We start from the raw sequence: 25,362 nt of genomic DNA, 5'->3' as shown, positions 1-25,362 counted from the left end.
AATAATCCGCTCGCCGTGCGTTGTACACAGTGAGATAGAAAGAGGTTTCCGATGCCTGCACTGCTGTTCGTTCTGTACGTCGTCGCCGAGGTGTCCGTGCTGTTGCTCGTCGGGCAGGCGGTCGGCGCCGTCTGGACCGTGCTGTTGCTGATTGCGGGGTCCGCGATCGGCCTGATGCTCGTCGGTTCGCAATGGCGCAGAGTGGTCGAGGGGCTGCAGCGAGCGGCGGCGGGCCAGCGTTCACCGGATGGCGCAATCGCCGACGGCGTGCTGGTTGCCATCGGATCGGTCCTGATGTTCGTTCCCGGTCTCGTCACCTCGGTGCTCGGCCTGCTCCTCCTCGTGCCGCCGACGCGATTCCTCCTGCGGCCCGCGGTCGTGTTCATCGCGTCGCGCCGGTTCGACAAGGCGGTGGCCGCGGCCCGCGAGAAGAGCGGCGTGATCGACGGCGAGGTAGTCGGACAGTGGTACAGAGACCGACCCGGGTCGGCGCAGGTCGCGATCCAGCAGGGGCCGCATGTGATCGTCGATACCGATCCCGGGTGGGGGACTGCCACGCGTTAGCAGGCAGACTGATCGTCCGTGGGCACCCAACTGCTGGTCGGCGGACGCATCTACAGTTCCAGTTCGCCCGATGCCACCGCGATGGCCGTGACCGACGGAACGGTCGTGTGGGTGGGTGCAGACCAACCCGGCCGTGCCTTGCATCCCGGTGCGGAAGTGCTGGATCTCGAAGGTGCTTTCGTTGCACCGGGATTCGTCGATGCGCACGTACATACGACGGCCACCGGGCTTGCGCTGATCGGACTCGATCTGACCGGGTCGCGGACGCTGGACGAATGCCTGGAACGGGTCCGCGCATTCGCCGCCGCACATTCGGAAGGCCTGATCTGGGGTCATGGCTGGGACGAAACCGCGTGGCCGGTCGCGATCAAGCCGCAGATCGCGGATATCGACTCGGCGGCTCCGGGCCGACTGGTCTACCTGTCGCGAATCGACGTTCACTCCGCCGTCTGCTCGACCGCCCTGCTGGACGCAACGCCGGCGGTGACGTCCGCAGTCGGGTTCGATCGCTCGGGTCCGCAGCGGTCCGACGCACATCACCTGGTCAGGACGACCGCGTTGAACCTGTTGACGGCGCCGCAGCGGGAGCTGGCGCGACGCAGCGCGCTCGACACCGCAGCAGCGCAGGGCATCGTCGCTGTCCACGAGTGCGGTGGTCCCTACATCGGCGGACGTGCGGATCTTCGCGAACTGCTCACGACCGATCACGGGGTCGAGATCCGGGCGTACTGGGGCGAAGCAGTGGAAAGTGCCGACCAAGCGCGAGCGCTGCTCGACGAAACCGGTGCGCACGGCCTCGCGGGTGACCTATTCGTCGACGGTGCGCTCGGATCCCGTACCGCATGGTTGCAGGAGCCCTACCTCGACGACCCCGCTGCCGGATGCGGGAAGTCCTACCTCGACGTCGACCAGATCACTGCGCACGTGCGCGCCTGCACGCAGGCCCGGATCCAAGCCGGTTTCCACGTCATCGGCGACGGCGCGGTGTCGGCTGCCATCACAGCGATCGAGCGGGTTGTCGCCGAAGTCGGCGTGCCCGCGGTGGCGGCGTGCGGGCACAGGCTCGAACACGTGGAGATGATCACAGCCGAGGATGCCGCCAAGCTGGGGACATGGGGGATCATCGCGAGCGTTCAGCCCGGCTTCGACGCTTTGTGGGGCGGCTCCGACGGAATGTATGCGACCCGGTTGGGCCGAGAGCGTGCGCGCGCGATGAACCCGTTCGCGGCGATGAGTTCGAGCGGGGTTTCCCTTGCCATCGGATCGGATGCTCCAGTCACGGCCATCGCGCCGTGGGCGGCGATCAGGTCCGCGATCAACCATCGCTCGGCCGGAAACGGCATCAGCCCGCGGGCGGCTTTTGCCGCGGCGACCAGAGGCGCATGGCGAGCGGGCGGTGTTCGCGACGGCCTTGCCGGGACGCTGGACCCGGGCGCGCCGGCGTCGTACGCGATATGGGCGGCCGACGAACTGGTTGTGGCCGCGGGCTCCGACGCCGTCGCCCGTTGGTCTACGGATCCCCGTTCCCGGGTGCCTGCTCTGCCGCGCCTCGATGCGGATTCGACGGACCCGGACTGCCTGCGCACGGTCCATCGGGGGGTCACGCTCTATGAGCGATAACCGACTTCTGGCCGCGGCCCGGCGGCATCCGGTGCTCCGCAACCAGATCGGCTCGATCTGTGCGGGCCTGTTGACTTTCGGTAGCTTTCCGCCGCGTCCGCTGTGGTTTCTCGCACCCATCGGAATTGCACTTCTCACGCTGGTTCTGCGCTCCGGACCGTCGCTGCGCGGCGGCTTCGGCTACGGGCTGCTCGCCGGGCTGGGCTTCTTCGTGCCCCTGTTGCCGTGGATCGGGATCTACGTCGGACCGATGCCGTGGTTGGCCCTCGCCGGGGTGTGTTCGCTCTACGTCGGGGCCTTCGGCGTCGCCGCGCGCACAGTCCAGACGCTGCCGGGTGCAATCTTCTGGATTGCGACGGCCTGGACCCTGACGGAGTGGGCGAGGTCCAGCTTTCCGTTCGGCGGGTTCCCTTGGGGCCGTTTGGCATTCGGCCAAGCGGGCGGGTTCCTGCTCCCGCTCGCCAGCCTGGGCGGCGCACCGCTCCTGAGCTTCTTCGTCGCGCTCGGCGGCACCGCCCTCGCTGCTGTAGTTGCGGCCGTGGCCCACCGCGACCGGCAGGCACTGCTTCGGGCGGGTGCCGTTTTCGCGATCGGCCCGGTGGTCGCCGCGGTGCTCTGGCCAGTGCTACCCGACATGGCCGCCGGAGATCGGCACATCACGGTGGCGGCGATCCAGGGGAGCGTGCCGCGCCTAGGGCTCGATTTCAACAGTCAGCGCAAGGCGGTCCTCGACAACCACCTGAAACGCACCCACCAGTTGGCGCTCGATGTGAAGGCCGGTCGTGCCGAGCAGCCCGACATCGTGATCTGGCCCGAGAACGCATCGGACATCGATCCGTTGCGCGACAGCGACGCGTACGCGGAGATCACCGCGGCCTCGGCGGAGGTCGACGCGCCGATCCTCGTCGGGGCGGTGCTGGCGAACAAGGACCGGACGTCCACGAACTCCGTCATCGTGTGGAATCGTGGCGACGGCCCTGGCAGTCGCCACGACAAGCGGATCATTCAACCGTTCGGTGAGTACCTGCCCTACCGGAGCTTCTTTCGCATTTTCTCCGAGTATGCGGACCGGGCCGGGTACTTCGTCCCCGGGACCGGCGACGGGACCGTCACCGCTGCCGGCGTGACGATCGGCGTAGCGACGTGTTACGAGGTCGCGTTCGATCGCGCCCTCGAGGACTCCGCACGCGCCGGCTCGGAACTGATCGCGGTGCCGACGAACAACGCGACCTTCGGCGACAGCGAGATGACCTATCAGCAGTTGGCGATGTCGCGGGTACGTGCGGTCGAGCACGGTCAGGCGGTCGTCGTCGCTGCGACGAGCGGTGTGAGTGCTGTCATAGCGCCTGACGGTGAAGTTGTCGCCCAATCGGAATTGTTCGTCCCGGCTGCGCTCGTTGTGCAGGTCCCGTTGCGAACCAGTACTACGCTTGCAACTCGACTCGGTCCTATTCCAGAGGTTCTCCTCGGTGTGGGAGCGTTAATGGCCCTCGTCGTCGCGCTTGTGCGGCGCCGAACGGTCCGGACACTCACGCCGGCGGCTGCCGGAGTGCCAACGATGTCGGCAACAGCCGGCGGGGAGGAAGTCGATGACAGCGGGGAGCATGGGCCAGATCAGCGCTAAAACCTTGGTGATCATTCCGACGTACAACGAGAAAGAGAACCTGCCGAAGATCGTGGGCCGCCTGCACGCGGCGCTGCCGGCAACGCACGTTCTCGTCGTCGACGACGGAAGCCCCGACGGCACAGGCCAGATCGCCGACGACCTCGCCGGCGCGGATGCGGAGAAGCGCATCCAGGTGATGCACCGCACCGAGAAGAACGGCCTGGGCGCCGCCTACATCGCAGGCTTCCGCTGGGGCCTCGAGCGCGACTACACCGTCCTCGTCGAGATGGATGCCGACGGCAGCCATTCGCCCGAGCAACTGCATCGGTTGTTGCACCAGGTCGATCAAGGTGCAGACCTCGTCATCGGATCCCGCTACGTGCCCGGCGGAAGCGTCGTCAATTGGCCCAAGCGTCGCGAAATTCTTTCCCGCGGTGGGAACGTCTATTCCCGGCTCGCACTCGGCGTGAAGGTCAAGGACATCACCGGCGGGTACCGCGCGTATCGCCGCGAAGTGCTCGAGGCACTCGATCTCGATTCGATCGAGTCGCACGGCTACTGCTTCCAGGTGGACCTCGCCTGGCGCCTCATCCAAGGTGGCGCAACTGTCGTCGAAGTGCCGATCACGTTCACCGAACGTGAGATAGGCGAGTCCAAGATGAGCGGCAACATCGTGCGCGAGGCGCTGCTCAAGGTGACTGCCTGGGGATTCAAGAACCGCATCCAGAAGCTGAAGAACCTGACGAAGCGCCGCAAGGCGGCCGCCTAGCTGGTCAGTGCCACGGCCGTGAGCGTTACAGCGGTCACGCCGTCTCGAGCAGTGCGATCGTCGTCGCTGTGAGCAGCGGCGCGAGCCGGGGTAGGTGGTCGGCGTCCGCGGTCTGCAGGCAATCGCGGATGCGATCATCGATCCCACCGATGATGAAGTCGAAGACGCCGTCGGCGGGACGGTTGGTGAGCGCGCCCTGCTCGACGGCGACTCGGTGTACGCCCCGCATTCTGTTCGCGAATACCCGTTTCATCCGCGCGTGGTGGGGAACCAGCGCGGGACCGGCGGCCAGTACTTCGACATGCATCGCACGTGCGAGTGCCGGCTCGCCGCGGAGCATCTCTAGATACGCCTCGAGCGACTTGCGGACCAATTTCTTCCAGTCGGACTGTCGTGCGGTGACCAGCGCGTCGTCGAGCATGTTGTCGACGATCCCCACGGTGGTTTCGAATGCCTCGATGAAGCAGGCTTCTTTGCTCGCGAACAGTTCGTAGAAGGTTCGTCGCGATACCTGTGCCCGCTTGGTGATGTCGCCGACTGTCGTTGGGGGATAACCCAACTCGGCGACCACGCGCAGAGCTGCCCAGCCGAGCCTGCCGCGCTGCGACGCCAGGACCTCTGCGCGGGTCAGGCCGCTCGGTCCCGGCCGCAACCTTTGCTCCGGAACGCGCGAACCTAGACTCATCGATCGATTTTACCGTTGCAACTCTGAGCAGGCCCGGATTTCTGGGACCAGCGTGGCCTTGCCGGGGTTAGTGAGAAACGTTACAGTTCCTATCGCTCAGTTGGGTACACAACAGTTTCTATCGGTCGTGCCCACGTAGAAGAGGACGGGGACTCCATGCGAACAATCGGCGCAACGGCGCTGCGCACTATCGCGCTCGCAGCAGCGGCCGCGACGATCGTCGGTTCGGCTGCGCCGACCGCGGCCGCGGAACCACCGCCACCGGACGGGGGAGTGCTCGGCGCGTCGTGGACTGCCACAGCCGATGCGCCAGGAATGTATCCCGGGGTGCATATCGACTGGGATGTGCCGGTGGCCATGAGCGACGGCACCATCTTGAAGGTCAACGTGTACCGCCCGATGGATTCCGCCGGACGCATCGTGGATACGCCGCTGCCGACGATCCTCAACATGACGCCGTATACGAAACTTGTTTCGATGCTTGCAGATTCGGCAATCTCGATACCGGTCCTCTATGACACGTTCGTCAGCCTGACGAACCGCTTCGATCTGTTCGATCTCGAAGGGACACCCTTCACTGGAATCGGAAATCAGATCAGGACGCTGTCGTCGGGCATCGGTCGCAACTTCAGCGTCGACCGAGACCTGATCCGCAGCGGCTATACGCAAGTGGTCGCCGATGTCCGCGGAACCGGGTTCTCGCAAGGCATCTGGCAGGTTTTCGCCGAGCGCGAGCAGCAGGACACCGTCGAGATGATCGATTGGACCGCCGCCCAACCGTGGTCGAACGGCAACATCGGAATGAGCGGCGTTTCGTACTCGGGCATCAACCAACTCAAAGCGGCCGAGCGGAATCCGCCTGCGCTGAAGGCGATCTTCCCGGTCGAGCCGGGTAGCGATCTTGTTCGTGATGTCGTCGCGCCCGGCGGCGGAGTCGGCGTCGGGTTCTTGCCGGCATGGCTTGCGGCCGTCAACGGCGCGAAGTGGCTACCGGATCTCGCGGCGATACTGCAGGGCCAGTTCGACTGGAAGTGGCTCGCCGACCGCGCTGCCAGCCCGATCACGTTCATCGATCTGCTCGTCAGGGCGCTGTTCGTCACTTCGGTGGAGTCGATTCCCGAAGACCTGCGTACCTACCTCGATCCGAACGGACCATTTCGCACAGGTGCCACCGGCCATCCCGACCGAATCGAGGTGCCGACCTTCCTCGTCGGCGGCTGGCACGACATCTTCACCAACTCCGAACCGCGCGTCTTCCAGGCGATTTCGCTGCCGACCGAGCAGAAGAAGCTCCTGATGGGCGACTTCTATCACGGCACGGTTGGATCGGGCCTCGGGACGCCGGGTGCGCCGCCACGGCTGGACGTGCTGCAACGAGCCTGGTTCGACAAGTGGCTCAAGGGAATCGACAACGGCATCGAGAACTATGCACCGGCCACGCTGTTTCAACAGGGCGGTGCTTGGACTACCACGGACAGCTACCCGCGTGCGGGGATGACGTACAGCCGGCAGTACCTGTCGGCCCGCCCGAGCGGCACGACCGGAGTCGTGGCCCACGACGGTTCCTTGACGCCGACCCCGCCGACCGAGCCTGCAACACTCACGGTTTCGCCAGGTCTGTCGACGATGTGCTCGCAGGACGCCGCCCAGATCCTCGCCGGCGTGCTGGGGATCATCGACGGCTGCGCGGAAGATTCACGGGTCTCCGAAGTTGCGGCACTGACCTTCACCGGCGACCCGGTCGAACAGCCCACCGAGATCTCGGGCCCGGTCAACGTGCACCTCAACACTGTGCTCGACGCGACGGACGGATACTGGTCGGCGACGCTGAACGACGTTGCGCCGGACGGCACATCGACGGTGCTGACGTCGGGACAGTTGACCGCGTCACTGCGCGCCGTCGACGACGGCAAGAGCCTGAGGTCGCCCAACGGCGACTACACGGATCCGTTCCAGTTCCTCGCGCTCGAACAACGACTTCCGGTCGTGCCGGGTCAGCCGACCGCACTCGACGTCGGCCTGGCGCCCACCGATGCCGTCCTCCAACCTGGACACCGGCTGCGCGTCGATATCTACGCGGCGAATTTTCCGAAGGGAATGATGATCCCGGCACTGCTGCTGGAATCCCAGCTCCGGCCGCAGCGCTTGGTCCTCGACCCCGGCGCGCCGAGTTTTGTGAACCTGCCGTCGAGCACGACGCTCTAGGCGCGAACTGAAAACGGGTGGTCGGCACGATGCCGACCACCCGTACTTTCGTTGCGATCTACGAGCCGACTCCGCGGCGCTTGACCTTGAGCAGGTCGAGGCGTTCCTTGAGAAGTTCCTCGAGTTCGTCGCGCGAACGACGCTCGAGCAGCATGTCCCAGTGGGTGCGGGGCGGCTTGACCTTCTTGGTCTCCGGTGCGGTGCCCTCGATCAATGTTCCTTCGAGGCCGTTGCGGCACAACCACGTGCCGGGAAGTTCGGCATCGTCTGCAAAGGGAACATCGAACTCTTCGCCGTTGTCGGTCCGGTAACGGGCGACGCGGCGCGGCGCCAGGTCGTGGTCACGATCGGTCTCGTAGCTCACCGCTCCGAGACGGCTACCTCTGAGTACGCGATCTGCCATGTGCGGTCCCTTCGTTTCGATATCTTCGGCGGATCCAGCCCGCGCGAACACGAATTACAACGCACCTGCGAGTCGAATAGTTCCCGCAGATGTCCAACCCACCCATCCTACCGGCTGTGACTCCGCTGTTTGCAGCACGACCGGGATCTCGATGTGTCCCCGGTGTGCCGAAACGAACTCGCACCGGTGTCCCGCTACTCTCGAGCAATGCCACGACGTCCACAATCCTGCCTCTGGTGCGGGCGGGAGGTATCCGAATCCGAGGCAGGACGCAGGCGGCGCTATTGCCGCCAGTCGTGCCGACAGCGCGCCTACGAGCACCGCAGTGCGATCAAGGGATCGCCCTTCCCTGAAGATGCGGTTGTCCTGTCCGCGCAGGAGGCTGCCGACCTCGCCGACCGCGCGTTCGCCGCCCGGTGTGCGGCAGAAGACGTCGCGACCGCGATCCGCGAGGGCGCCGACCTGGTGCAGTTGGCCGAACTCACGGCCGATCTGGTCGGTCTGGCGAGAGATGCCGAGCGGTTGCGCTGATCTGGACGTGGCGAGCGCCCAGTGCGCCGCCGGTCAGGATTGCGCCGAACAGTCCGAGCGTGAGTCCATCGGGATGGGCAACCGACTGGCCACGCAAAGCCTGCCAGGTGAGAACGCCGAGCGTCGCGGCGTACGCCAGTGCCAGCACGCCAACCAGCGCAGCCCGTGTGCGTTGATCGCGCAGCCACGGCCGCCGTCGGGCGAGCACGGCGAGCGCGACCGCCGAAAGCAACAGCACCTGGATGCCGTGCAGTCCGACGAAATGCGGTACCCGTAGGTCGCCGCCGGTGGTGCTCCAATGTGTGAGCGGCAAGCCGGGTCCGCCGTCTGCTACGCCGACGCTGTGCCCGGCTGCCAGCTCGACGGGCCGTCCGGACGCGTCTGCGACGGCCTGCGGACCCGTTCCACCCATGGCGTATGCGAGCGCCATACCTGCGACGGCAAGTGCAAGTCCCGCATGAATGGCGCGGGTGAGCGGCAGGTCGGCGACCTTCTGCCAGCTGAGGATGCAGGCAATGACCAGGTTTGCGAGGAAGAGGCCGGGTACGCCGGACGTGAAGATCACCTGTCCGACCGAGTTGAACGTATCGGTCGACGTGTTGAAATGGCTGAACGTGCCTCGCGCGGCCTGCGCTGCAATGAATCCGACGTCGACGAAGCCGGTGACCGCGAACACCGTGCCGAGCCACCACGTCCAGCGGCTTCCACGGTGCGGTAACGACACCAACCACGCCAGCGTGGTGCCGTACACGGCGAACGCGAATGCGAACTTCAGAGGCTTGAGCCACACCGATTCGCCGAGAACGGTCCGGTCGTCGACCACGATCCCGGTCGCGCAGACCAGTGCCAGGCAGGCCATTGCAGCAACCATGAGCAGCAGCGGCCGGTGCCAGGTGGTGATAACCCGGACTTGTTGCGGTAGAGCCAGAGTCGCCATGGCTCGACGCTAAGAAGGGGCAGTAGTTGCGCACATCACCCAGCGGTGGGAGAACCCGACCGATACCGGGGTTCCGTCTGGTAATACCTGGGTATCAGAGACCCTTCTCGACCATGTCGAGCAGGTGCTGCGTTGCAGTGTCACGCTCCTCGGCGGGGAGACCGCGCAGGGGTCCGTCGATCAGCAACATTGCCAACCCGTGTACTGCCGACCACGCCAAATACTCGGCGCCGGGCCGCCGATCCGGGGCCAGGGCACCTGCGTCGACGAGGCCATCGAGTGCCGCGCCCAGCAATTCGAACGGTGGTGCTCCTGCGGATGCGTGGACCTCGGCGCCGTCGTCGGGAGCCGCGAAGGCGGTCTGGAACAGTCCGGGTTCGGCCTGGGCGAACGCGATGTACCCCGCGCCGACAGCGCGCAGGCGGGCGCGAGCCGCGCCAGCAGTGTCGAGAGCAGGAGAAATAGCGGCGAGGTGCTGGTGCATCGTTTCTGCCAGAGCGGCGGTCGACCACTCCGCAACAGCCGATAGCAAGGCTGCCCGATCGGCGAAGTGCCTGTAGGCAGCGTTGGGGGAGACGCCGGCCCGCCGGGTCGCTTCTCGGAGGACCACCGCTTGCGGACCTCCGCCGCGCGCCAGATCGACACCCGCTTCGATGAGTGCGCGCCGGAGATCGCCATGGCGATAGGTGGTCCGCGCCGCTGCAACCGGAGGCCCCGCTGTCATGTGGACATCGTAGACATAGGGTCCGCGATCGGCCCGTTTACGGCGATTTCGATCGAACGGGTCAGAAAACCCAGCCGCGCAACGCGAGGAACCGAACGCCGCCGACCGCTGCGCTGACGGCGATCACGAGACCGGCCAGGGTGGCTGCACCGGCGCCGGGGAAGCTCAACTGAACGGCGGCGAGCGCGGCCGAGCTGGCAATCAAGCCCGCGAGGGCGAGGCCGCCGCCTTCCACCTGCACGACGTACCACTTGACGCGGTCGGCCGCACGGAAGGTGACCCGACGGTGCAACTCGTTGGCCAGCGCAGTGCTGGCGATCACGCCTACGACGTTGGCCGCTTGTGCGCCACCATCGCGAAGTGTGACGAACGCGAGGAAGTACACGATGTTGCTGAGGCCACCGACCGCGGCGAATCTGATGAGTTGAGCGAATGCGGAATCGCCCCGCAGATCGAGAAAGGGCAGCCGGACGCGACGATCTGCGACGGGCCACTGAGGCCGAATGTCGGTGATGATCATCGTGGTCGCTCCGCTGTGAGTCGCTAATTGGAGAAGGTCTCTCCGCTTATAATATAACAGAAGCGGAGTGACTTGCTCCAGTTAATTCTAGGGGCTTGCCCGGCCGCCGATCTATGGCCGAAAGGTCACAGTTCAGGCGAGGAAAATGCTCCCGTCACATACATCGCTCGGGAACCCGTTCGTATTCCACTCGGCGCCCTGATTCTTCCCGTCAGGTCGCGCGGAGCTTTCGCAGTATTCGCTCGAGATGCTTGCGGTCGGTCTCGCTGAGCACGTCGAAGAATGCGGCAGTCGTCTCGTCCCGCGCATGTGCAATTGCCTTGCCGACGCGGGCACCCTCATTCGTCAGCGCTACAAGTGTTGCTCGACGATCGCTGGGGTCGTCGCGGCGCTCTACGAGGCCACGTGCGGCGAGGGCGTCGACCACCTCGGTCGTCGACCGTGCAGCTATGCGCAGATGCTCCGTCAGTTCGCTGAGTCGCATGGTGCCGTGCTGCATGAGCACGCCGAGCGCGCGCGAATGCGAAGGCGATACATCCCACGGTGCGAGCGACTCCCGCCAGCGAGCGCGCAGTCGTCGGGTGACCCCCCAGAACGACTCCGACAGGGACACCTCGTCAGCCATGCGGAATAGCGTAGCAGCGAGTCGTGTTGTTACCTCATGTTGAGGTAGCCTCACTAATATCTGATCGAAGGGAGAGTGTTCCTTGGCGCTGCAAAACGAAATCCCGCAGGGCCGCGGTGGCCGGCACACGTCGGTGAGCGCGCTCGAGAAAGCCCAGGCACACGACGTATCACTGCGTCGCATCTGGCAACTGTTCACGCCCTATCGCTGGTCTCTCGGCGCCGTCGTCGCGATCATCGTCGTATCCTCCATCGTGTCGATGGCATCGCCGTTTCTGTTGCGAGCGGTCATCGACGTGGCTCTGCCCACGCAGAACGTTCGACTCCTCGTCTGGCTCGTCGCAGGCATGATTGCGGTTGCAGCGGCGACGGCGATCCTTGGCGTCGTGCAGACATGGATCAGCACGTCGGTCGGGCAACGCGTCATGCACGTACTGCGGACCGATGTCTTCACGCATCTGCAACGGCAGTCCATCGCATTCTTCACCCGGACGCGGACGGGAGAAGTGCAGTCGCGTATCACCAATGACATCGGCGGCATGCAGTCGGTGGTCACCTCGACCGCGAGTTCGCTCGCCGCAAACCTCACGACTGCTGTTGCGACCGCGGTTGCCATGGCTGCGTTGTCCTGGCGTTTGGCCCTGATCTCGCTCGTCGTGATGCCGCCCGCGATCTACCTCACCAGACGGGTCGCATCGATGCGCCGGGCAATCACCGCGCAACGCCAGCGTGAGTTGTCCGACTTGAACGTGACCATCGAAGAAGCGTTGTCTATCAGCGGAATTCGGCTCAGCAAGACGATGGGAGCCGGCGCAGCTCTGGTCGACAGATTCACCGGCTCGTCGACGCGATTGATCGACCTCGAGCTGCGCTCCGAGCTTGCCGGCCGCTGGCGAATGGCCTCGATGAGCGTCATCTTCGCAGCAACACCCGCAGCGATATACCTCAGCGCAGGTCTACCGATGACCGCGGGCACGATGACCATCGGCACCCTCGTCGCATTCACGGCGCTGCAGGGTGGGTTGTTCCGGCCGCTGATGGGGCTGTTGAACACCGGCGTCGCGCTGACGAGCTCGCTGGCGTTGTTCGCCCGCATCTTCGAATACCTGGATCTGCCTGTCGACGTCGTCGACCCGCCGAATCCCGTCGAGTTGACACCGCGAGCAGTCGCCGGTCATGTGCGTTTCGACGGCGTCACCTTCGCGTACCCGGGTAGCAGTCTCCCCGCCATCGCGGGCGTCGACCTCGACGTGCCGGCCGGCAGCACGCTGGCGATCGTGGGGGAGACCGGCTCGGGCAAAAGCACCCTGGCTGCGCTGGCCGCCCGCCTGTACGACCCCGACAGTGGCGCGATCACCATCGACGGCGTCGACCTGCGCGACCTGCGCCAGACGGACCTCGCGGCGATCGTCGGGGTGGTGAGCCAGGAAACCTACCTCCTGCACACGACCGTTCGCGAGAACCTGCGCTACGCCAAACCCGACGCATCCGATGCCGAGATCGAAACCGCCGCTCGCGCAGCGCAACTGCACAATCTCATCGCCTCGCTACCGGATGGCTACGATACCGTCGTCGGGTCACGCGGGCATCGCTTCTCGGGCGGCGAGCAACAACGAATCGCGATTGCCCGCACCCTGCTTCGCAATCCGCGTGTACTGATCCTGGACGAGGCGACGAGCGCTCTCGATACCGAAACCGAGCGTGCGGTCCAGCAGGCGTTCGACGAACTGGCGCGCGGTCGCACGACGATCACGATCGCACACAGGCTGTCGACGGTTCGCCACGCCGACGCGATCGCCGTCCTGGACCGTGGCCGGATAGTCGAGAGCGGCACGCACGACGTTCTCGTCGATGCGGGCGGTCGCTACGCGGCGCTCGCCGCGTGAGTCTCAGGCCTCTGCGGGCTTGATGTTCGCGTTGCGGTGAAAGACGTTGTCAGGGTCGTAGATCGCCTTGATCTGGGCAAGACGTTCGTATTTCGCTTCGCCGTAACTGGCGCGGACGCGATCTTCGTCGAAGTCGGTCATGAAGTTGACGTAGCTGCCACCACTGCTGGCATACGGCTGCAGCGCCTCCCAGAGCGACCGCACCCACACGCGGTCAGCCGCATGCAGCTCGGGGGTCGGAGCCAGCCCAGCGATGTTGAAGGCCCAACGCGCAGCGCGGCTTCCGCCGAATGCGGTTGCGTCGTCCGGGATCAGACCGAAGGCCCCGGCGAGCGGGAAGATCGGGATGAAAGACAACGGCGACTGCTTCTTAGGTAGATGCTCGACCACGGCCGCAATGACGTCGTCGCTGAGATCGTCCAGATAGTGGGCCTTTTCGTAACCCCAGATTCCCCACGGTGCACTGTCGTCCAGCATCGACTGCAGCGCGGTGTACGGCATCTGCGTAACGAATTCGAAGGCGGGCGTCCGCTTCTCACGAATTCGCGGAAGGAGATTCGCGTGCTCTTCGGGCGTGTCGAAGCCGGCGACCATCAGGGCGACGCCGGGCGCGAAGTGGTACTCCTCGGGCACGAACGGCGCCGGCGGCGCATTCAAGCACCCGATCAGAACGCCTGTCGTAGCTGCGATCTCGTATGCGGTGTCCCGACACGTCCGGAGCGCCTCGGTCGCATCTGCCAAGGGCCAGAAGAACATTGCGAAGTTGACGAGCGGACCGATCGGCTGCAGTCGGAACTCGAACTCGGTGACGACACCGAAGTTCCCGCCGCCGCCGCGAATGGCCCAGAACAGATCCGGGTTGTCGGTCTCGGAGGCATGCAGGATCCGTGCGTCTGCCGTGACGACCTGGGCGCCGATGACGTTGTCACAGCTCAGACCCATTCGCGAAGTGAGCCAACCGAACCCGCCGCCGAGAGTCAGGCCGCCGACCCCGGTGTTGCTGATCGTGCCTCCCGTCACCGCGAGACCGAATTCCTGCGTCGCGGCGTCGAACTGCGCCAGTGTCGCGCCCCCGCCGCACCTCGCGGTCTTCGCCACAGGATCGACGACGACCGCGCTGAGCAGGCTGAGGTCGATCATGAGGGCGCCGTCGGCCACCGCCGCGCCGCCGAAGTTGTGCCCGCCGCCGCGCACGGTCAACTCGATGCGATGCTCGCGTGCGAAACCAACCGCGGCGGCAACGTCCCCAGCCGACTGCACGCGTGCCACAGCTGCTGGGCGGCGGTCTATTTCGCCGTTCCACACAGTCCGCGCCTTGTCGTAGTCGGCGTCGGCGGGAAGGAGTACCGGACCCGTCATGAGGTTTCGCAGCGCTTCGAGGCCACCGCTGATAGTGCTTGTCATAACTTGCCTCCAGCCATTTCCGCCGTTCTGCCTTCGGCGACCTATCAAGGCTAGATCTGCGTCCGGCGAGACGGAATAGCCAGGCAGACGCGTAAGAATTTCGACAGACATTGCCTCGCGGTTAGGTCAGCGCCAAGGTCAGGCAGCTGTGGCGGCGTACGAACAGGCTCGGTACCCACACGGCGTCGGTGAGGTCCACACGCGTTGTCTCCGACAGCAGCACGTCCAGCGCGATACGCGCTTCGAGGCGCGCGAGCGAGGCGCCCACACAGAAATGAATGCCCTTACCGAATCCCAGATGGCTCCGGATATTGGTTCGGCCCAGCCGAAACTCCGCAGGCTCGGCAAATACCGCCGGATCACGGTTAGCGGCACCCCAGAGCAGCACGACGTGACCGCCCGCCGGCAGCGGCACGCCACCGAGGGTCGTGTCCGCGACGACGTGCCGAAGGTGCCCGCGAAACGGCGATTCGAGGCGCATGACTTCCTCGAGCACAGGACCGAGTAGATCGCGATCCGCGCGAACGCGCGCCTGCAGGGCCTGGTCGCAGGCTATGACACTCGCTGCGTTACCCATCAGGCCGGCAGTCGACTCGCCGCCTGCCCCGACGAGCTGGACAAGAATCAGCACGGCAGCCTCGGCGCTGACCTCGTCTGCCCGGTGGGCGCGCGCGAGGTCGCCGAGCAGGTCGTCGCCGGGATGTTTCAGCGCGGCCGAGAAGGCGCTATTCAAATAGCCTGCAAGTTCGACGACGGCGGTCAGCGTCGCAGGCAGGAGGCGGGTCGTCACGACGCCGCTGACGAGTTCGGTACTCGCGTACGCCCAGCGGACCAATCGAGGCACATCGGCGTCCGGCAGGCCGATCAGCCGGGCGACCACGGCGAGGGGCAACCGGGATGCCATCGCGTCGATCCATTCGATGCTTTCCGCAGATCGTCTCTCGGTCCACAGCGCACGCACACACTCGACGACAACCGGTTCGAGCGCCTGTATTCGTTTCGCTACGAGGGCGGGCAGCACCAATTTGCGGTGTTCGCGATGAAGGGGGTCGTCGGCTGTGGCCAGCACGTGGAGTGCCTCCCGATCCCGGTCCATGTCGAAAGCGCCAATCCCTGTGACCGGATCGTGAATCAAGACGGCCGTGAGGTTCGACGAGAAATCGCTGGTACGAGTCAGGCCTTCGGCAACGAGGTCCCAGCGCGAGACGACGAAGAAGTTCGTGCCGGGAAGGCGGTAGACCGGTGCATCGCGACGCAGGCGGTCCAGCGTCGGATAAGGATCGTCCAGTACGGCGGGGTCGAACAGGTTCACGTCCAGCACGTTCACGTCGTGGAGAGCCTGGGTCATGGAGTGCCTTTCCGAGCGCGTCCGACCAACTATGCGCACCGTGGCGAACGTCCGTCAACACCTCGGAAATATTGAGAAACCGCAGGTAGAGCAGTCTTTCAGAGATGTCTCGCGGTCGCCCCATGACCTGGGCATCGTTGTGTGACTGCGGCACTAAATGTCTTATGCTGAGACAAAATGCCAATCCCGTATCTGAGGATCACACCGTGAAAAATGGCCAACTCGACTGGCTCGCCGGCGGCAACCGACGCGATCTCGCGATTGAGCGCATATTTACGGTTGCCCGGGAGTTGGTGATCGCGAACGGACTCGACGCGATTTCCGTCGACGAGATTGCCGAGCGCGCGGGGTGCTCCCGCGCAACGCTGTATCGCTACGTCGGCGGTAAGCCGGCGATCCGGGACGGGGTCGTGGCGCGTGCGGCAGCGGGAATCGTCGCGCAGGTCCAGTCCGAGACCGCGGCCGTCGACGGTCCGGATCGTGTCGTCGGGGCCATAATGGCGTCGGTTGCCGCCGTTCGAGCGGACCCGGTCGCCTCGACGTTGCTCGGACGGGCCCGCTCGAACCGGGTCGATCGGTACTTCTCTACGTCGACCTATCTCGAGCAGACCGCGGCCGCTCTCACCGGACTTACCGACGATCGTTTCGCCGCACAGTGGATCGTGCGAATCGTGCTATCCCTGCTGGTGTGGCCGGGGGAGAGCACCGCCGCAGAGCGCTCGATGGTCGAACGCTACGTCGCGCCGGGATTCGTCCGGCCATGACCGATCAGGCGGCGTCGTACGCGTCCTGCAGGTCCTGCACACAGATCTTGCTCATCTGCCGCATGGCAGCCATGACCGCACCGGCCTTCGCCGGATTCGGATCACTCATCAACTGCGGCAACGCCGTCGGGATGATCTGCCAGGACAACCCGTAGCGATCCTTCAACCAACCGCACGGGCCATCCTCGCCACCGTCGGCGGTCAACGCGGTCCACAGGTCGTCGACTTCGCTCTGCGTCTCGACGCTGACGAAGATCGAGGCGGCTTCACTGAAGGTGTGCGCCGGTCCGCCGTTGAGGGCGTGGAACTGCTGGCCGTCCAGTTGGAACGTCACCATGAACGCCGCACCGTCGGGTCCGCGGGCGACGTCGAGAACCGCAGAGTTCTTGATCAGCGACGTGTAGCGGATGGCGGCCTCTTCGGCCTGGTTGTCGAACCACAGGAAGGTGGAAACAGTGGACATGTCGAGCTCCGATCGCTGGGGTGTCAGGTTCTTTCGCCAGTGGGTCGGAGCTGCGTGACCTGTTTCGACACAGGGGCCGAGAATTCTTTCCCCGACCCCTGAAGTCGGCTTTCTCAGCGACCGGGCAGCCGCTGCACCGTCTGCACGAGCGGCGTGATGAGCTGCTGCCAGACCTCGTTCGACAACCCGAACGGCGGATCGAGGTTCAGCACTCTCGTCGTTGCGACGGTCTGTGGTTCCGTGTACTTCAAGATGCCTTCGGGTCCGTGCCGACGGCCGATACCGGAGATACCCATCCCACCCATCGGCGCCGCTGTGCTGCCGTATGCGGGTCCGTAGCCTTCGTTGATGTTGACCGTGCCGCTGTGCAACTGGGTGGCGATCGCTTCGCCTTCGCTGTCGCTGGCTGCCCACACGCTCGCGTTCAGCCCGTACTCGGAGTCGTTCGCGCGCTCGATCGCCTCGTCGACGCCGGACACACGGTAGATCGACACCAACGGACCGAAGGTCTCGTTGCGCGCGCAGATCATGTCCTCGGTGACATCGGTCAGGACGGTCGGTTCGAAGAAGCTCGGCCCGAGGTCGGGGCGCGCCTTGCCGCCCGCGATGACGGTGGCGCCCTTGATCTTCGCGTCTTCGACGTGGTCGGCCACGGTCTTGAGCTGATCTTCCGAGATGAGCGAGCCCATGTCGGTCTTGTAGTCGTACGTCGAACCGAGCTTCATGTCTTTGACTTTGTCGCCGAACTTCTTGATGAATTCGTCGGCGATCGAGTCCTGAACGTAGATTCGCTCGATCGAGATGCAGAGCTGGCCCGCATTGGCGAAGCACGCCCGAGTAGCTGCCTTGGCCACCTTGTCGATGTTCGTACCCTCGAGGACGATCATCGGATTCTTGCCGCCCAACTCGGCGGAGATGCCGATCAGTCGACGACCGGCGTGTTCGGCAAGTTTGCGGCCGGTGTTGCTCGAGCCGGTGAACATCAGGAAATCCACGGAGTCGGCGATCTCGTTGCCGACCACCGAACCGGGCCCGGTCACGACAGCGAAGATGTCGCGCGGGATGCCTGCCTCATAGAGCAACTCCGCATTGACCAGGGTGCAGAAGGGCGTATTGCTGTCGGGTTTCACCACGACCGCGTTGCCTGCCACCAGCGCGGGCAGGGCGTCCGAGATCGACATCGCCATCGGGTAGTTCCACGGTGCGATGACGCCGACCACGCCCTTGGGCTGCCGATGAACAACGGTTTTGACCAGGCCGGGCAGCAAGCCCGCGACCTGCTGCGGTCCGAGCAGATTATCGGCCTCTTTCGCGTAGTACCGCGAGTTGAGCAGCAGGTCGAGTACTTCCTCCTGGGCCGCGGAGCGGGACTTTCCGCACTCGGCTTGCAGCACATCCATGAGGAAGTCGCGATCGCGCGCGACGAGTGCGCGATAGCGCTCGACGATAGCGGCACGCTCTTTGATCGGGCGAGCGGCCCACGCTGCCTGCGCCTTGCGCCCGCGGGCGACCGCTGCCTGGACGTCTTCGGCTGTTCCGACCGGAACTGTCGCGAGTTGCTCGCCGGTGAATACCTCGATCACCGACAGGGAGGGCCGTTCGTCCGGTTCGTCGATCGCGACAAGCGCACGAAGACGAGCAAAAGTTTCGGCGGAGGGAGCAGGCATGAGGATCCTCACTACATCTCGGAACGTCGTTGTTGCGTCCGACGATAGTCCGTTAGGTGTGACTGCGGTTACACACCTTCCAATCACAGTCTTCCCGAACGAATTTCTGCGGGCTGTGCTGACATTTCGTGGGTGGACAGTGCTCCGCGTTCCGATTCGAGGTGACTCGAGTTCCTTCGTCCCTCGTTTGGGGGAGCGCTGGCCGCGCGAGTCGGCGGCTACTCGCGGCGGGGAATCGTCGGCATCGGTGCGAATCTGGTGATCGGGTGACCCTGTGGATAACTTTTCGGCCTGTGGATGACGAGTTTGGCGTTACGCCCGATCGCCGCGAGAGTTGCTCACATGAACGAATTGCCTTCGCACACAGCGCTCGACACCCACTCGCCCATCCGGAACGCGCAAGACATGCATCGACGGTGGTCGGTGCTCGTCGGGGCGCCCGGCTTCTCGGGCCGTGAACTCTGGTACGGCTTCATCTCTGCCGACGGCGACATGGCACCGGTGTTGCCGACGATCGCGGACCTGCCGCGCACGCCGGACCCGGTTCTGTTGGACAAGCTGATGTATGTCTGCCGTCAGGTCCTCGACGAATGCGGATTCGACGACGGCTCCGTTGCGATCCTGCTCGCGCGCCCGGGTTCGGGCCGGGTCGAGGCCAACGACGCCGACTGGGCACGCGGACTGCTCGATGCGGCCCGCAGTGCCGAGATACGAATGCAGCCAATACATCTGGCATCCGATCACGACGTTCGGGTGATTGCGCCCGACGATCTCGTGGGCCCGACCGGGGGAGTGCGCTAGCTGTCGGGTCAATTGCCGGCGAACAGCCCGCTGACCATATGGCTGACGATCGAGTCCGCGTGTTCGAGTGCCGTTTCCGGGTTGCCGGCTAGCGCAACCGTGGTGATCGCCGCGCGGACGAGGTCGAGCAGCAGTTCTGCGGCCATCGGTACGTCGACGTCGCGGAGTTCGTCGGTATCGGCGAGGTTCTGCAGAATCGCGGTGATGACAGGGAGAGATTCTTTGCCGTCGATGTCCCGCAGTCGCTCAGCTCCCAAGACGGCGTGCGCCTGTCGGTGCAGCGTTCGGATCTCCTCGTCGCCGCCGAACGCTGCCAGCGTCGCGCTCATGCTGGACAGGACGATCGAGCGCGGGTTCTGACCGGATGCCTGCGCAAGCTGAGCCATACGTTCCACTATGACGTCGCGTGCGCTGCGTATGTCGTCGAGCAACGTCTCCTCGAAGATCGCCTTCTTGTCCGAGAAGTGATGGTAGACAGCGCCTTTGCTGACGCGGGCATGGGCCGCAATCGCTTCGATCGAGGCCTTGTCGTATCCGTCTGCAATGAACAGCGTGCGCGCGGAAACCACGATCGCCGCGCGCGTCTGTGCCGCGTACTCCTCGCGGCGACTGTTGACGCTCATAGTGGACGCCATTATATTCCAAACCATAGGTCAGTTACCGACCGCCAGTCGGTGAAATTTCAACAATGATTCGCACAGCAGTGACTTCGGCAGAGGTGGTGTCGACCGTGAGCCTCGACAGAATGGCGCAGCCAGCGTTCAGGTTTCCGCGCGTGACTCTGTCGATCGCATTCGTCTTCCTGATCCTTGCCGCGATCTACGGACTACCTGCTGCGACATCGCTTCCAGCCGGCGGCTACGACGACCCGGCATCCGAATCGGCGCAGGCTCGTGAGGTGCTCGATCGGGAATTCGATTCCGGCGCAATGCCGATCGTGTTCAGCGTGACCACCGCCGACGGCGTCGATTCCGATGCGGCGCGGACGCGTGGGCAAGCCATTGTCGATGCGCTGCGGACCTACGACTACGCCGCGGGGATCACTTCCTACTGGACTGCACAGGAGGCCGCATCCGCTCTGCGCAGCGAAGACGGCAGGACGGGTTTGGTCGCTGCGGAGATTCGCGGAGACGACAGCGATGCACCGGCGCGGGCACACGAGCTCGAACAGCGCCTCGCTGGAAGCTCCGACGGAGTAGACGTTGCCGCGGGTGGAGTCGCTTTGGCCTACTTCGAGGCGAACACGCAGAGCCGGGAGGATCTCCTCCTCGCCGAAGCGGTCGCAATCCCGCTGACCTTGCTGGTGCTGGTCTGGGTGTTCGGCAGCGCGGTTGCGGCTGTCCTTCCTCTGGTCGTCGCGTTGTTCGCCACCGCGGCGACGATGGCAGCCCTGCGCGCGTTGTCGACGGTCACCGACGTCTCCGTGTTCGCACTCAACCTCGCGACAGCGTTGTGCCTGGCACTAGCTATCGACTACACGCTCTTCGTCGTCAACCGCTACCGCGAAGAACTCGGCAGTGGGCTGCCGCCCGATGCGGCTCTGCGCAGGACGATGCAGACAGCTGGACGCACTGTCGTGTATTCGGCCACCACTGTCGCCCTGTCGATCGCCGCGATGGCGGTGTTTCCGATGTACTTCCTTCGATCACTTGCCTATGCGGGCCTGGCCGGAGTGCTGTTCTGCACGATCGGATCGCTCGTTGTGGCACCGGCGATGATCGTTCTGCTCGGCAACCGGCTCGACCGATGGGACCTGCGCAAGCCCATTCTGCGGGCGTTGGGTCGCCGGCCGGGCGAGCATCGCAGCATCGAATCGGGCTTCTGGTATCGCAACACCATCGCTGTGATGCGGCGGGCGCTCCCGATTGCCCTTGCCGTCGTCGCACTGCTGTTGTTTCTCGGCTCACCGTTTCTCGGCGTCGCCTTCGGATATCCGGACGACCGCGTGCTGCCGACTTCGGCGTCCGCACGTGCGGTCGGTGACGTTGTGCGCAGCGACTTTTCGCAGAATCTCGAAGGTGCGGTGACGATCGTTCTGCCCGACCGCTCGGGTGTCGGTGCCGAGGCCCTCGACGCCTACTACGCTCGGCTGTCCACGGTGGGCGGCGTTACGGCCGTTGCGACGCCGGACGGTACCTATGCGGGCGGCAGACTGGTCGCGCCGCCGCCCGAGGCCGGAGCCGACCGCGCGGGCGTGAGCGAGTTCGTCACCGCCTCGACGACGGTCGATCCCTTCTCGACCGCCGCGAAGAACCAACTCGACGAACTGCGGGCGGTCGAGGCTCCCGCGCCTGTGCTGTTCGACGGGCTCGCCCAGCGAAACATCGACAACGTCGACGCGATCGTGTCCCGAGTTCCACTGGTACTGAGCCTGATTGCACTGACGACCTTCGTCCTGGTCTTCTTGTTGACCGGGTCGGTCGTGCTACCGATCAAGGCGCTCGTTGCCAATCTCCTGTCGATGACAGCGGCATTCGGCGCAGTCGTCTGGATCTTTCAGGACGGTCATCTCGGCGCTCTCGGCATCACGCCGACCGGATACCTGACCGCGAACATCCCGCCGCTCATGTTCTGCGTGGTGTTCGGGCTGTCCATGGATTACGAGATCTTCGTGCTCTCCCGGATCCGCGAAGAGTGGGTGAAGTCCGGACGCACCGCCGCCGACAACGAGCGCGCAGTGGCGCTGGGCCTTGCCAGATCGGCCAGGATCGTCACCGCGGCCGCGTCGATCATGGCTATCGTCTTCGCCGCGATCATGGTCTCCGAGGTGTCGTTCATGCGCATGCTCGGCGCGGGCCTCACGATCACCGTGCTACTGGACGCCTTCCTGGTCCGCACGATCCTGGTTCCCGCATTCATGCGGCTCGCAGGTCGCGCGAACTGGTGGGCGCCCGAGCCGCTGGCGCGCTGGCACGAAAAGCGCGGCTGGCACGAAGGCGGAGACGTCGAACGCGACGACCTCGACGGCAACGGCGCACCGCAGCCCGACTCAAATGTCGAGCGTGAGCCGCCCGCCGTTCGAGCGTGAGACGCACACGAGCATCTCGCCACGTTCCCGGTCCTCGTCGAGCAGGATGTTGTCGCGGTGCTCGGGCTGCCCTTCGAGCACGTGCACGATGCAGGTCCGGCAGAAGCCTTGCTGGCACGAGTACGCGATGTTCGGCCTGCGCTCGCGGATGACATCGAGCGCTGTGCGGTCCGCGGGAACGGTGACCACCTCGCCGGTCCGGGCGAGGCTCACTTCGAACTCCACGCCGTCGACGACCGGCGGTGCCGAGAATCGCTCGAAATGGAACTCGATGTCGACCGCGCCGCGCAGTTCTTCGAGTAGGCCACTGACCAGGGGAGTGGGCCCGCAGCAGTACACCGCGGTGTGCTCGGCGACGTCCGCCAGCAAATCCTTGGCGACGGGCAGACCGTGGGCGTCGTCGGTCCGCACGGTGACGCGATCGCCGAAGGACTCGACCTCGTCGAGGAACGGCAGCGAGTCGCGGCTGCGGCCGGTGTAGGTCATCGACCAGTCCAGGTTCAACTGCTGCGCGAGTCGTGCCATCGGCAAGATCGGGGTGATGCCGATACCGCCGGCAACGAAGTGCAGCCGTTTGGACGGCGAACCGTAACCCGGCACTGCGAAGCCGAAGCCGTTCCGCGGTCCCTTCACCTCGAGTGTCGAACCGATCGGCAGGGTGTCGTGAATTTCGACGGACCCACCGTTGCCGTCGGGGATTCGGCGCACACCGATCCGGTAGGTCGACCGATTCTCAGGGTCGCCACACAACGAATACTGCCGCCGTCTACCGGACGGCAGCTGGAGGTCGAGATGCGCGCCGGGGCGCCAAGGCGGTAAGTCCGAACCGTCCGGGGACGCCAGGACGAGGCTTACGACGTTGTCGTCATGGGCCTCGACGCGGCGTTCGCGCACCACGAGCACAAGCGAATGCTCCGGGCCCTCTTTCGACACGACATCGTGCCGGTTGATCAGTGTCGATGCCCGGATATAACCGTCGACGAACTTGTTGTACAGCCGGATCGTCTGGTCCCGGCGGCTCTTTCCGTAAAGATGCTGCGGGGACCGGTCGGGTATCGGCCGGCGCCCGGTCAAGACGCTGCAGCCCGCGCCGCGGGAGATTTCGCGAGGTAGGCCAGGGCCTGGGCGGTGTTACCGACGTCGTCGGGCGTGTAACCCGGCTTGAGGCAGAGCGCGAGCGACTTGACCAGCATCGGAACGCTCGGCAGGCCGCCGCGGTACATCGAACCCAGGACGCGACCGATCAGGACCGGGTAGCCGGGGTTGTCCATGGTCTCGTCCTGGTGGACCAAGAACTTGGTGCCACGGACGAGGAACGCCAGCAGGCTGCCGACGGCGATGACCATCGCCAGGTTGCGGCGGGTGTAGCCCATGTCGAAGTACATCGCGACGTCGTGGGCGACATTGCGATGTTCGACCTCTTCCGCGCCGTGCCAGCGGTACAGATCGAGCATGTCCGGATCGGCGCCGAACTTCTCCAGATCGGCATTGACGATCCAGTCGCCGAGGAACGCGAACATGTGCTCGAGGCCGGAGATCACTGCGAGCCGTTCGAGCAGGTACTGCCGCTGTGCGACCTCATTGAGCTCGGGACGGGGTCCGAGGATCTTGCGGAACAAGTACTCGACATGCTTGACGTACGGCTGCGGATCGATGCCGTTGCCCTCGAGGAATTCGTAGATCGCCTTGTCGTGCGTCTCGGCGTGCATGGACTCTTGGCCGATGAAGCCGAGGATGTCCTGTCGCAGCTTTTCGTCCTTGATCAGGGGCAGTGCTTCGGCAAACGTCGCGCAGAACATGCGCTCACCCTCGGGGAGCAGCATTGTCAGCGAGCTGATCAGGTGTGATGCGATCGGCTCGAGCGGCATCCAGTGCAGCGGCGTGTTCGCCCAGGAAAAGTGAACGTTGCGCGCATGGAGATCGACCTGTCCCGGATCGGTCTCCGGGAGGCGTTTCTTGCCCTCCGTGCGCGACGGCGTGCGGATCAACATCATTGTCAACCTGTCCCTTGCTCGCATGCTCGGCGATGAGTTCTGCGGGTCGTGCGTACCGGAAGGAACGATAGGTGTTACTCCGAGTACGGCGTTAACCTGAGAATGGCTGACGGCAGACACTGTGTCAAGCGCATCGGAGTCAGGCGTCGCCGGCACGAATCTTCGCGAGACTGACGAACATCGGCTCGTCACCTGCGATCGCAATCCCCTTCTCCCTCAGATACGCGTCGACAAGCCCCCATACAAGCGGGGAAACCTCAGCAACGAACTGACTTCTCTGCACGTCAGTCGGCGAAGCCGTCGATTCGAGCCATAGAACGGATGCCGCGAGCACGGCGCCGACCCCGGCGACGACGGTTGTTTCCAGTCCCGCGGTGTCGATATCGACCGAACCGAGCACGTCACGAGCGATCTCCGTCACACGAATCGACAGATCGCGTCCGATCGCGATCGGGTAACCGGTTCGCAGCGACCCCTGTTGGCCGGTCCCGCGCGAGAGGAACCGAAACACTTCGGGACTTTCGGTGATGACGCGTGTGTAACTCGCAATTGCTTCCGCGAGCGCGTCGCGTGGCGGGAGCAGCACGAAATTGAAGTCCGGCCGAATGTTCTGGTAGACGTCGTCGTTCATCCGCTGTGCGATTGCGACGTAGAGATCGTCCTTATCGGCGAAATGCCGGTAGAGCCGCGGTTTGCTGCTCCCGGCTTCGCGAGCGACGTCTTCCATGCTCAGGTCCGGTCCGCGGGTTGCTATGGCCCGGTACGCAGCATCGACGAACTCGTCACGAACCTCTTCAGACGCTGCCATAAAGCGGGCAG

Annotated in this window: 24 protein-coding genes; 10 read left to right on the top strand and 14 right to left on the bottom strand. The window is 64.9% G+C overall.

Features of this window, described 5'->3' with window-relative positions; all coding sequences use genetic code 11:
* Positions 1-51: 51 nt before the first annotated feature.
* From JGU72_RS12850 to JGU72_RS12835, 4 genes are read left to right on the top strand one after another with little or no spacing between them, the layout of a single operon-like run.
* On the top strand, positions 52-564 hold the full coding sequence (locus tag JGU72_RS12850; protein ID WP_199684271.1) for an FxsA family protein: 513 nt from the start codon (positions 52-54) through the stop codon (positions 562-564).
* 18 nt (positions 565-582) lie between these two features.
* A complete protein-coding gene (locus JGU72_RS12845; RefSeq protein WP_307828417.1) occupies positions 583-2,184 on the top strand; it encodes an amidohydrolase in 1,602 nt (533 codons plus the stop codon).
* Positions 2,174-3,808 (top strand): apolipoprotein N-acyltransferase, encoded by a 1,635-nt coding sequence (gene lnt, locus JGU72_RS12840; protein ID WP_199684270.1) that lies wholly within the window; start codon positions 2,174-2,176, stop codon positions 3,806-3,808. The genes JGU72_RS12845 and lnt overlap by 11 nt, the downstream gene beginning before the upstream one ends.
* On the top strand, positions 3,774-4,559 hold the full coding sequence (locus JGU72_RS12835; protein WP_199684269.1) for a polyprenol monophosphomannose synthase: 786 nt from the start codon (positions 3,774-3,776) through the stop codon (positions 4,557-4,559). Before lnt ends, JGU72_RS12835 begins: the two co-directional genes overlap by 35 nt.
* A 34-nt stretch (positions 4,560-4,593) precedes the next feature.
* Here the strand turns inward: JGU72_RS12835 and JGU72_RS12830 are convergent, their stop codons facing one another.
* On the bottom strand, positions 4,594-5,244 hold the full coding sequence (locus JGU72_RS12830) for a TetR/AcrR family transcriptional regulator (RefSeq protein ID WP_199684268.1): 651 nt from the start codon (positions 5,242-5,244) through the stop codon (positions 4,594-4,596).
* A gap of 156 nt (positions 5,245-5,400) precedes the next feature.
* Between JGU72_RS12830 and JGU72_RS12825 the strand changes: the two genes are divergently transcribed.
* Positions 5,401-7,449 carry a CocE/NonD family hydrolase gene (locus tag JGU72_RS12825; protein ID WP_199684267.1) on the top strand — a complete coding sequence of 683 codons (2,049 nt, stop codon included), beginning with the start codon at positions 5,401-5,403 and terminating at the stop codon, positions 7,447-7,449.
* A gap of 58 nt (positions 7,450-7,507) precedes the next feature.
* Here JGU72_RS12825 and JGU72_RS12820 read toward each other — a convergent pair whose 3' ends face one another.
* Positions 7,508-7,852, bottom strand: coding sequence for an RNA polymerase-binding protein RbpA (locus tag JGU72_RS12820; protein ID WP_199684266.1), 345 nt, complete (start codon positions 7,850-7,852; stop codon positions 7,508-7,510).
* 207 nt (positions 7,853-8,059) lie between these two features.
* Between JGU72_RS12820 and JGU72_RS12815 the strand changes: the two genes are divergently transcribed.
* A complete protein-coding gene (locus tag JGU72_RS12815; RefSeq protein WP_199684265.1) occupies positions 8,060-8,383 on the top strand; it encodes a hypothetical protein in 324 nt (107 codons plus the stop codon).
* Here JGU72_RS12815 and JGU72_RS12810 read toward each other — a convergent pair.
* The 4 genes from JGU72_RS12810 to JGU72_RS12795 form a co-directional block, all read right to left on the bottom strand.
* On the bottom strand, positions 8,334-9,320 hold the full coding sequence (locus tag JGU72_RS12810) for a hypothetical protein (RefSeq protein WP_199684264.1): 987 nt from the start codon (positions 9,318-9,320) through the stop codon (positions 8,334-8,336). The genes JGU72_RS12815 and JGU72_RS12810 overlap by 50 nt on opposite strands.
* A gap of 94 nt (positions 9,321-9,414) precedes the next feature.
* Entirely contained in the window at positions 9,415-10,044 is a 630-nt protein-coding gene (locus tag JGU72_RS12805) for a TetR/AcrR family transcriptional regulator (RefSeq protein ID WP_199684263.1), read from the bottom strand.
* A gap of 61 nt (positions 10,045-10,105) precedes the next feature.
* Positions 10,106-10,564, bottom strand: a complete 459-nt coding sequence (locus JGU72_RS12800; RefSeq protein WP_199684262.1) for a GtrA family protein — start codon at positions 10,562-10,564, stop codon at positions 10,106-10,108.
* A 211-nt stretch (positions 10,565-10,775) separates the two neighbouring features.
* Positions 10,776-11,189: a MarR family winged helix-turn-helix transcriptional regulator gene (locus JGU72_RS12795; protein ID WP_199684261.1), complete on the bottom strand. Its 414-nt coding sequence runs from the start codon at positions 11,187-11,189 to the stop codon at positions 10,776-10,778.
* 88 nt (positions 11,190-11,277) lie between these two features.
* Between JGU72_RS12795 and JGU72_RS12790 the strand changes: the two genes are divergently transcribed.
* A complete protein-coding gene (locus tag JGU72_RS12790; RefSeq protein ID WP_199684612.1) occupies positions 11,278-13,074 on the top strand; it encodes an ABC transporter ATP-binding protein in 1,797 nt (598 codons plus the stop codon).
* A 3-nt stretch (positions 13,075-13,077) separates the two neighbouring features.
* Here JGU72_RS12790 and JGU72_RS12785 read toward each other — a convergent pair whose 3' ends face one another.
* Both JGU72_RS12785 and JGU72_RS12780 read right to left on the bottom strand, forming a co-directional pair.
* Positions 13,078-14,478, bottom strand: a complete 1,401-nt coding sequence (locus tag JGU72_RS12785; protein WP_199684260.1) for an FAD-binding oxidoreductase — start codon at positions 14,476-14,478, stop codon at positions 13,078-13,080.
* 121 nt (positions 14,479-14,599) lie between these two features.
* A complete protein-coding gene (locus JGU72_RS12780; protein WP_199684259.1) occupies positions 14,600-15,826 on the bottom strand; it encodes a cytochrome P450 in 1,227 nt (408 codons plus the stop codon).
* Between the two features lie 206 nt (positions 15,827-16,032).
* Between JGU72_RS12780 and JGU72_RS12775 the strand changes: the two genes are divergently transcribed.
* Positions 16,033-16,590 (top strand): TetR/AcrR family transcriptional regulator, encoded by a 558-nt coding sequence (locus JGU72_RS12775; RefSeq protein WP_307828416.1) that lies wholly within the window; start codon positions 16,033-16,035, stop codon positions 16,588-16,590.
* Between the two features lie 4 nt (positions 16,591-16,594).
* Here the strand turns inward: JGU72_RS12775 and JGU72_RS12770 are convergent, their stop codons facing one another.
* Both JGU72_RS12770 and JGU72_RS12765 read right to left on the bottom strand, forming a co-directional pair.
* Positions 16,595-17,053 carry a VOC family protein gene (locus tag JGU72_RS12770; RefSeq protein ID WP_199684257.1) on the bottom strand — a complete coding sequence of 153 codons (459 nt, stop codon included), beginning with the start codon at positions 17,051-17,053 and terminating at the stop codon, positions 16,595-16,597.
* Between the two features lie 113 nt (positions 17,054-17,166).
* Positions 17,167-18,720: a succinic semialdehyde dehydrogenase gene (locus JGU72_RS12765; protein WP_199684256.1), complete on the bottom strand. Its 1,554-nt coding sequence runs from the start codon at positions 18,718-18,720 to the stop codon at positions 17,167-17,169.
* A gap of 342 nt (positions 18,721-19,062) precedes the next feature.
* Between JGU72_RS12765 and JGU72_RS12760 the strand changes: the two genes are divergently transcribed.
* Positions 19,063-19,521, top strand: a complete 459-nt coding sequence (locus JGU72_RS12760; RefSeq protein ID WP_199684255.1) for a hypothetical protein — start codon at positions 19,063-19,065, stop codon at positions 19,519-19,521.
* 8 nt (positions 19,522-19,529) lie between these two features.
* Here JGU72_RS12760 and JGU72_RS12755 read toward each other — a convergent pair whose 3' ends face one another.
* Entirely contained in the window at positions 19,530-20,144 is a 615-nt protein-coding gene (locus JGU72_RS12755) for a TetR/AcrR family transcriptional regulator (protein WP_199684254.1), read from the bottom strand.
* 65 nt (positions 20,145-20,209) lie between these two features.
* On the opposite strand from JGU72_RS12755, the gene JGU72_RS12750 reads away from it, so the two are divergent.
* Positions 20,210-22,549: an MMPL family transporter gene (locus JGU72_RS12750; RefSeq protein WP_233531916.1), complete on the top strand. Its 2,340-nt coding sequence runs from the start codon at positions 20,210-20,212 to the stop codon at positions 22,547-22,549.
* Here JGU72_RS12750 and JGU72_RS12745 read toward each other — a convergent pair.
* From JGU72_RS12745 to JGU72_RS12735, 3 genes are all read right to left on the bottom strand, one after another.
* Positions 22,511-23,623 (bottom strand): PDR/VanB family oxidoreductase, encoded by a 1,113-nt coding sequence (locus JGU72_RS12745; RefSeq protein WP_233531914.1) that lies wholly within the window; start codon positions 23,621-23,623, stop codon positions 22,511-22,513. The genes JGU72_RS12750 and JGU72_RS12745 overlap by 39 nt on opposite strands.
* Positions 23,620-24,543: a metal-dependent hydrolase gene (locus tag JGU72_RS12740; RefSeq protein WP_233531912.1), complete on the bottom strand. Its 924-nt coding sequence runs from the start codon at positions 24,541-24,543 to the stop codon at positions 23,620-23,622. Before JGU72_RS12740 ends, JGU72_RS12745 begins: the two co-directional genes overlap by 4 nt.
* 139 nt (positions 24,544-24,682) lie before the next feature.
* Positions 24,683-25,351 (bottom strand): TetR/AcrR family transcriptional regulator, encoded by a 669-nt coding sequence (locus tag JGU72_RS12735; RefSeq protein ID WP_199684253.1) that lies wholly within the window; start codon positions 25,349-25,351, stop codon positions 24,683-24,685.
* Between the last annotated feature and the right edge of the window lie 11 nt (positions 25,352-25,362).

This window comes from Antrihabitans auranticaus (assembly GCF_016481275.1).
Lineage (GTDB): Bacteria > Actinomycetota > Actinomycetes > Mycobacteriales > Mycobacteriaceae > Antrihabitans.
This window is presented reverse-complemented; position numbering and strand designations above follow the sequence as displayed.

Bases quoted from the DNA above. Each gene is read 5' to 3' on its own strand.
- JGU72_RS12760 (WP_199684255.1), top strand. From the start codon at position 19,063: ATGAACGAATTGCCTTCGCACACAGCGCTCGACACCCACTCGCCCATC.
- JGU72_RS12805 (WP_199684263.1), bottom strand. From the start codon at position 10,044: ATGACAGCGGGGCCTCCGGTTGCAGCGGCGCGGACCACCTATCGCCAT.
- JGU72_RS12750 (WP_233531916.1), top strand. From the start codon at position 20,210: ATGATTCGCACAGCAGTGACTTCGGCAGAGGTGGTGTCGACCGTGAGC.
- JGU72_RS12850 (WP_199684271.1), top strand. From the start codon at position 52: ATGCCTGCACTGCTGTTCGTTCTGTACGTCGTCGCCGAGGTGTCCGTG.
- JGU72_RS12810 (WP_199684264.1), bottom strand. From the start codon at position 9,320: ATGGCGACTCTGGCTCTACCGCAACAAGTCCGGGTTATCACCACCTGG.
- JGU72_RS12785 (WP_199684260.1), bottom strand. From the start codon at position 14,478: ATGACAAGCACTATCAGCGGTGGCCTCGAAGCGCTGCGAAACCTCATG.
- lnt (WP_199684270.1), top strand. From the start codon at position 2,174: ATGAGCGATAACCGACTTCTGGCCGCGGCCCGGCGGCATCCGGTGCTC.
- JGU72_RS12780 (WP_199684259.1), bottom strand. From the start codon at position 15,826: ATGACCCAGGCTCTCCACGACGTGAACGTGCTGGACGTGAACCTGTTC.
- JGU72_RS12815 (WP_199684265.1), top strand. From the start codon at position 8,060: ATGCCACGACGTCCACAATCCTGCCTCTGGTGCGGGCGGGAGGTATCC.
- JGU72_RS12765 (WP_199684256.1), bottom strand. From the start codon at position 18,720: ATGCCTGCTCCCTCCGCCGAAACTTTTGCTCGTCTTCGTGCGCTTGTC.
- JGU72_RS12835 (WP_199684269.1), top strand. From the start codon at position 3,774: ATGACAGCGGGGAGCATGGGCCAGATCAGCGCTAAAACCTTGGTGATC.
- JGU72_RS12830 (WP_199684268.1), bottom strand. From the start codon at position 5,244: ATGAGTCTAGGTTCGCGCGTTCCGGAGCAAAGGTTGCGGCCGGGACCG.
- JGU72_RS12795 (WP_199684261.1), bottom strand. From the start codon at position 11,189: ATGGCTGACGAGGTGTCCCTGTCGGAGTCGTTCTGGGGGGTCACCCGA.
- JGU72_RS12800 (WP_199684262.1), bottom strand. From the start codon at position 10,564: ATGATCATCACCGACATTCGGCCTCAGTGGCCCGTCGCAGATCGTCGC.
- JGU72_RS12755 (WP_199684254.1), bottom strand. From the start codon at position 20,144: ATGAGCGTCAACAGTCGCCGCGAGGAGTACGCGGCACAGACGCGCGCG.
- JGU72_RS12735 (WP_199684253.1), bottom strand. From the start codon at position 25,351: ATGGCAGCGTCTGAAGAGGTTCGTGACGAGTTCGTCGATGCTGCGTAC.
- JGU72_RS12825 (WP_199684267.1), top strand. From the start codon at position 5,401: ATGCGAACAATCGGCGCAACGGCGCTGCGCACTATCGCGCTCGCAGCA.
- JGU72_RS12820 (WP_199684266.1), bottom strand. From the start codon at position 7,852: ATGGCAGATCGCGTACTCAGAGGTAGCCGTCTCGGAGCGGTGAGCTAC.
- JGU72_RS12740 (WP_233531912.1), bottom strand. From the start codon at position 24,543: ATGATGTTGATCCGCACGCCGTCGCGCACGGAGGGCAAGAAACGCCTC.
- JGU72_RS12770 (WP_199684257.1), bottom strand. From the start codon at position 17,053: ATGTCCACTGTTTCCACCTTCCTGTGGTTCGACAACCAGGCCGAAGAG.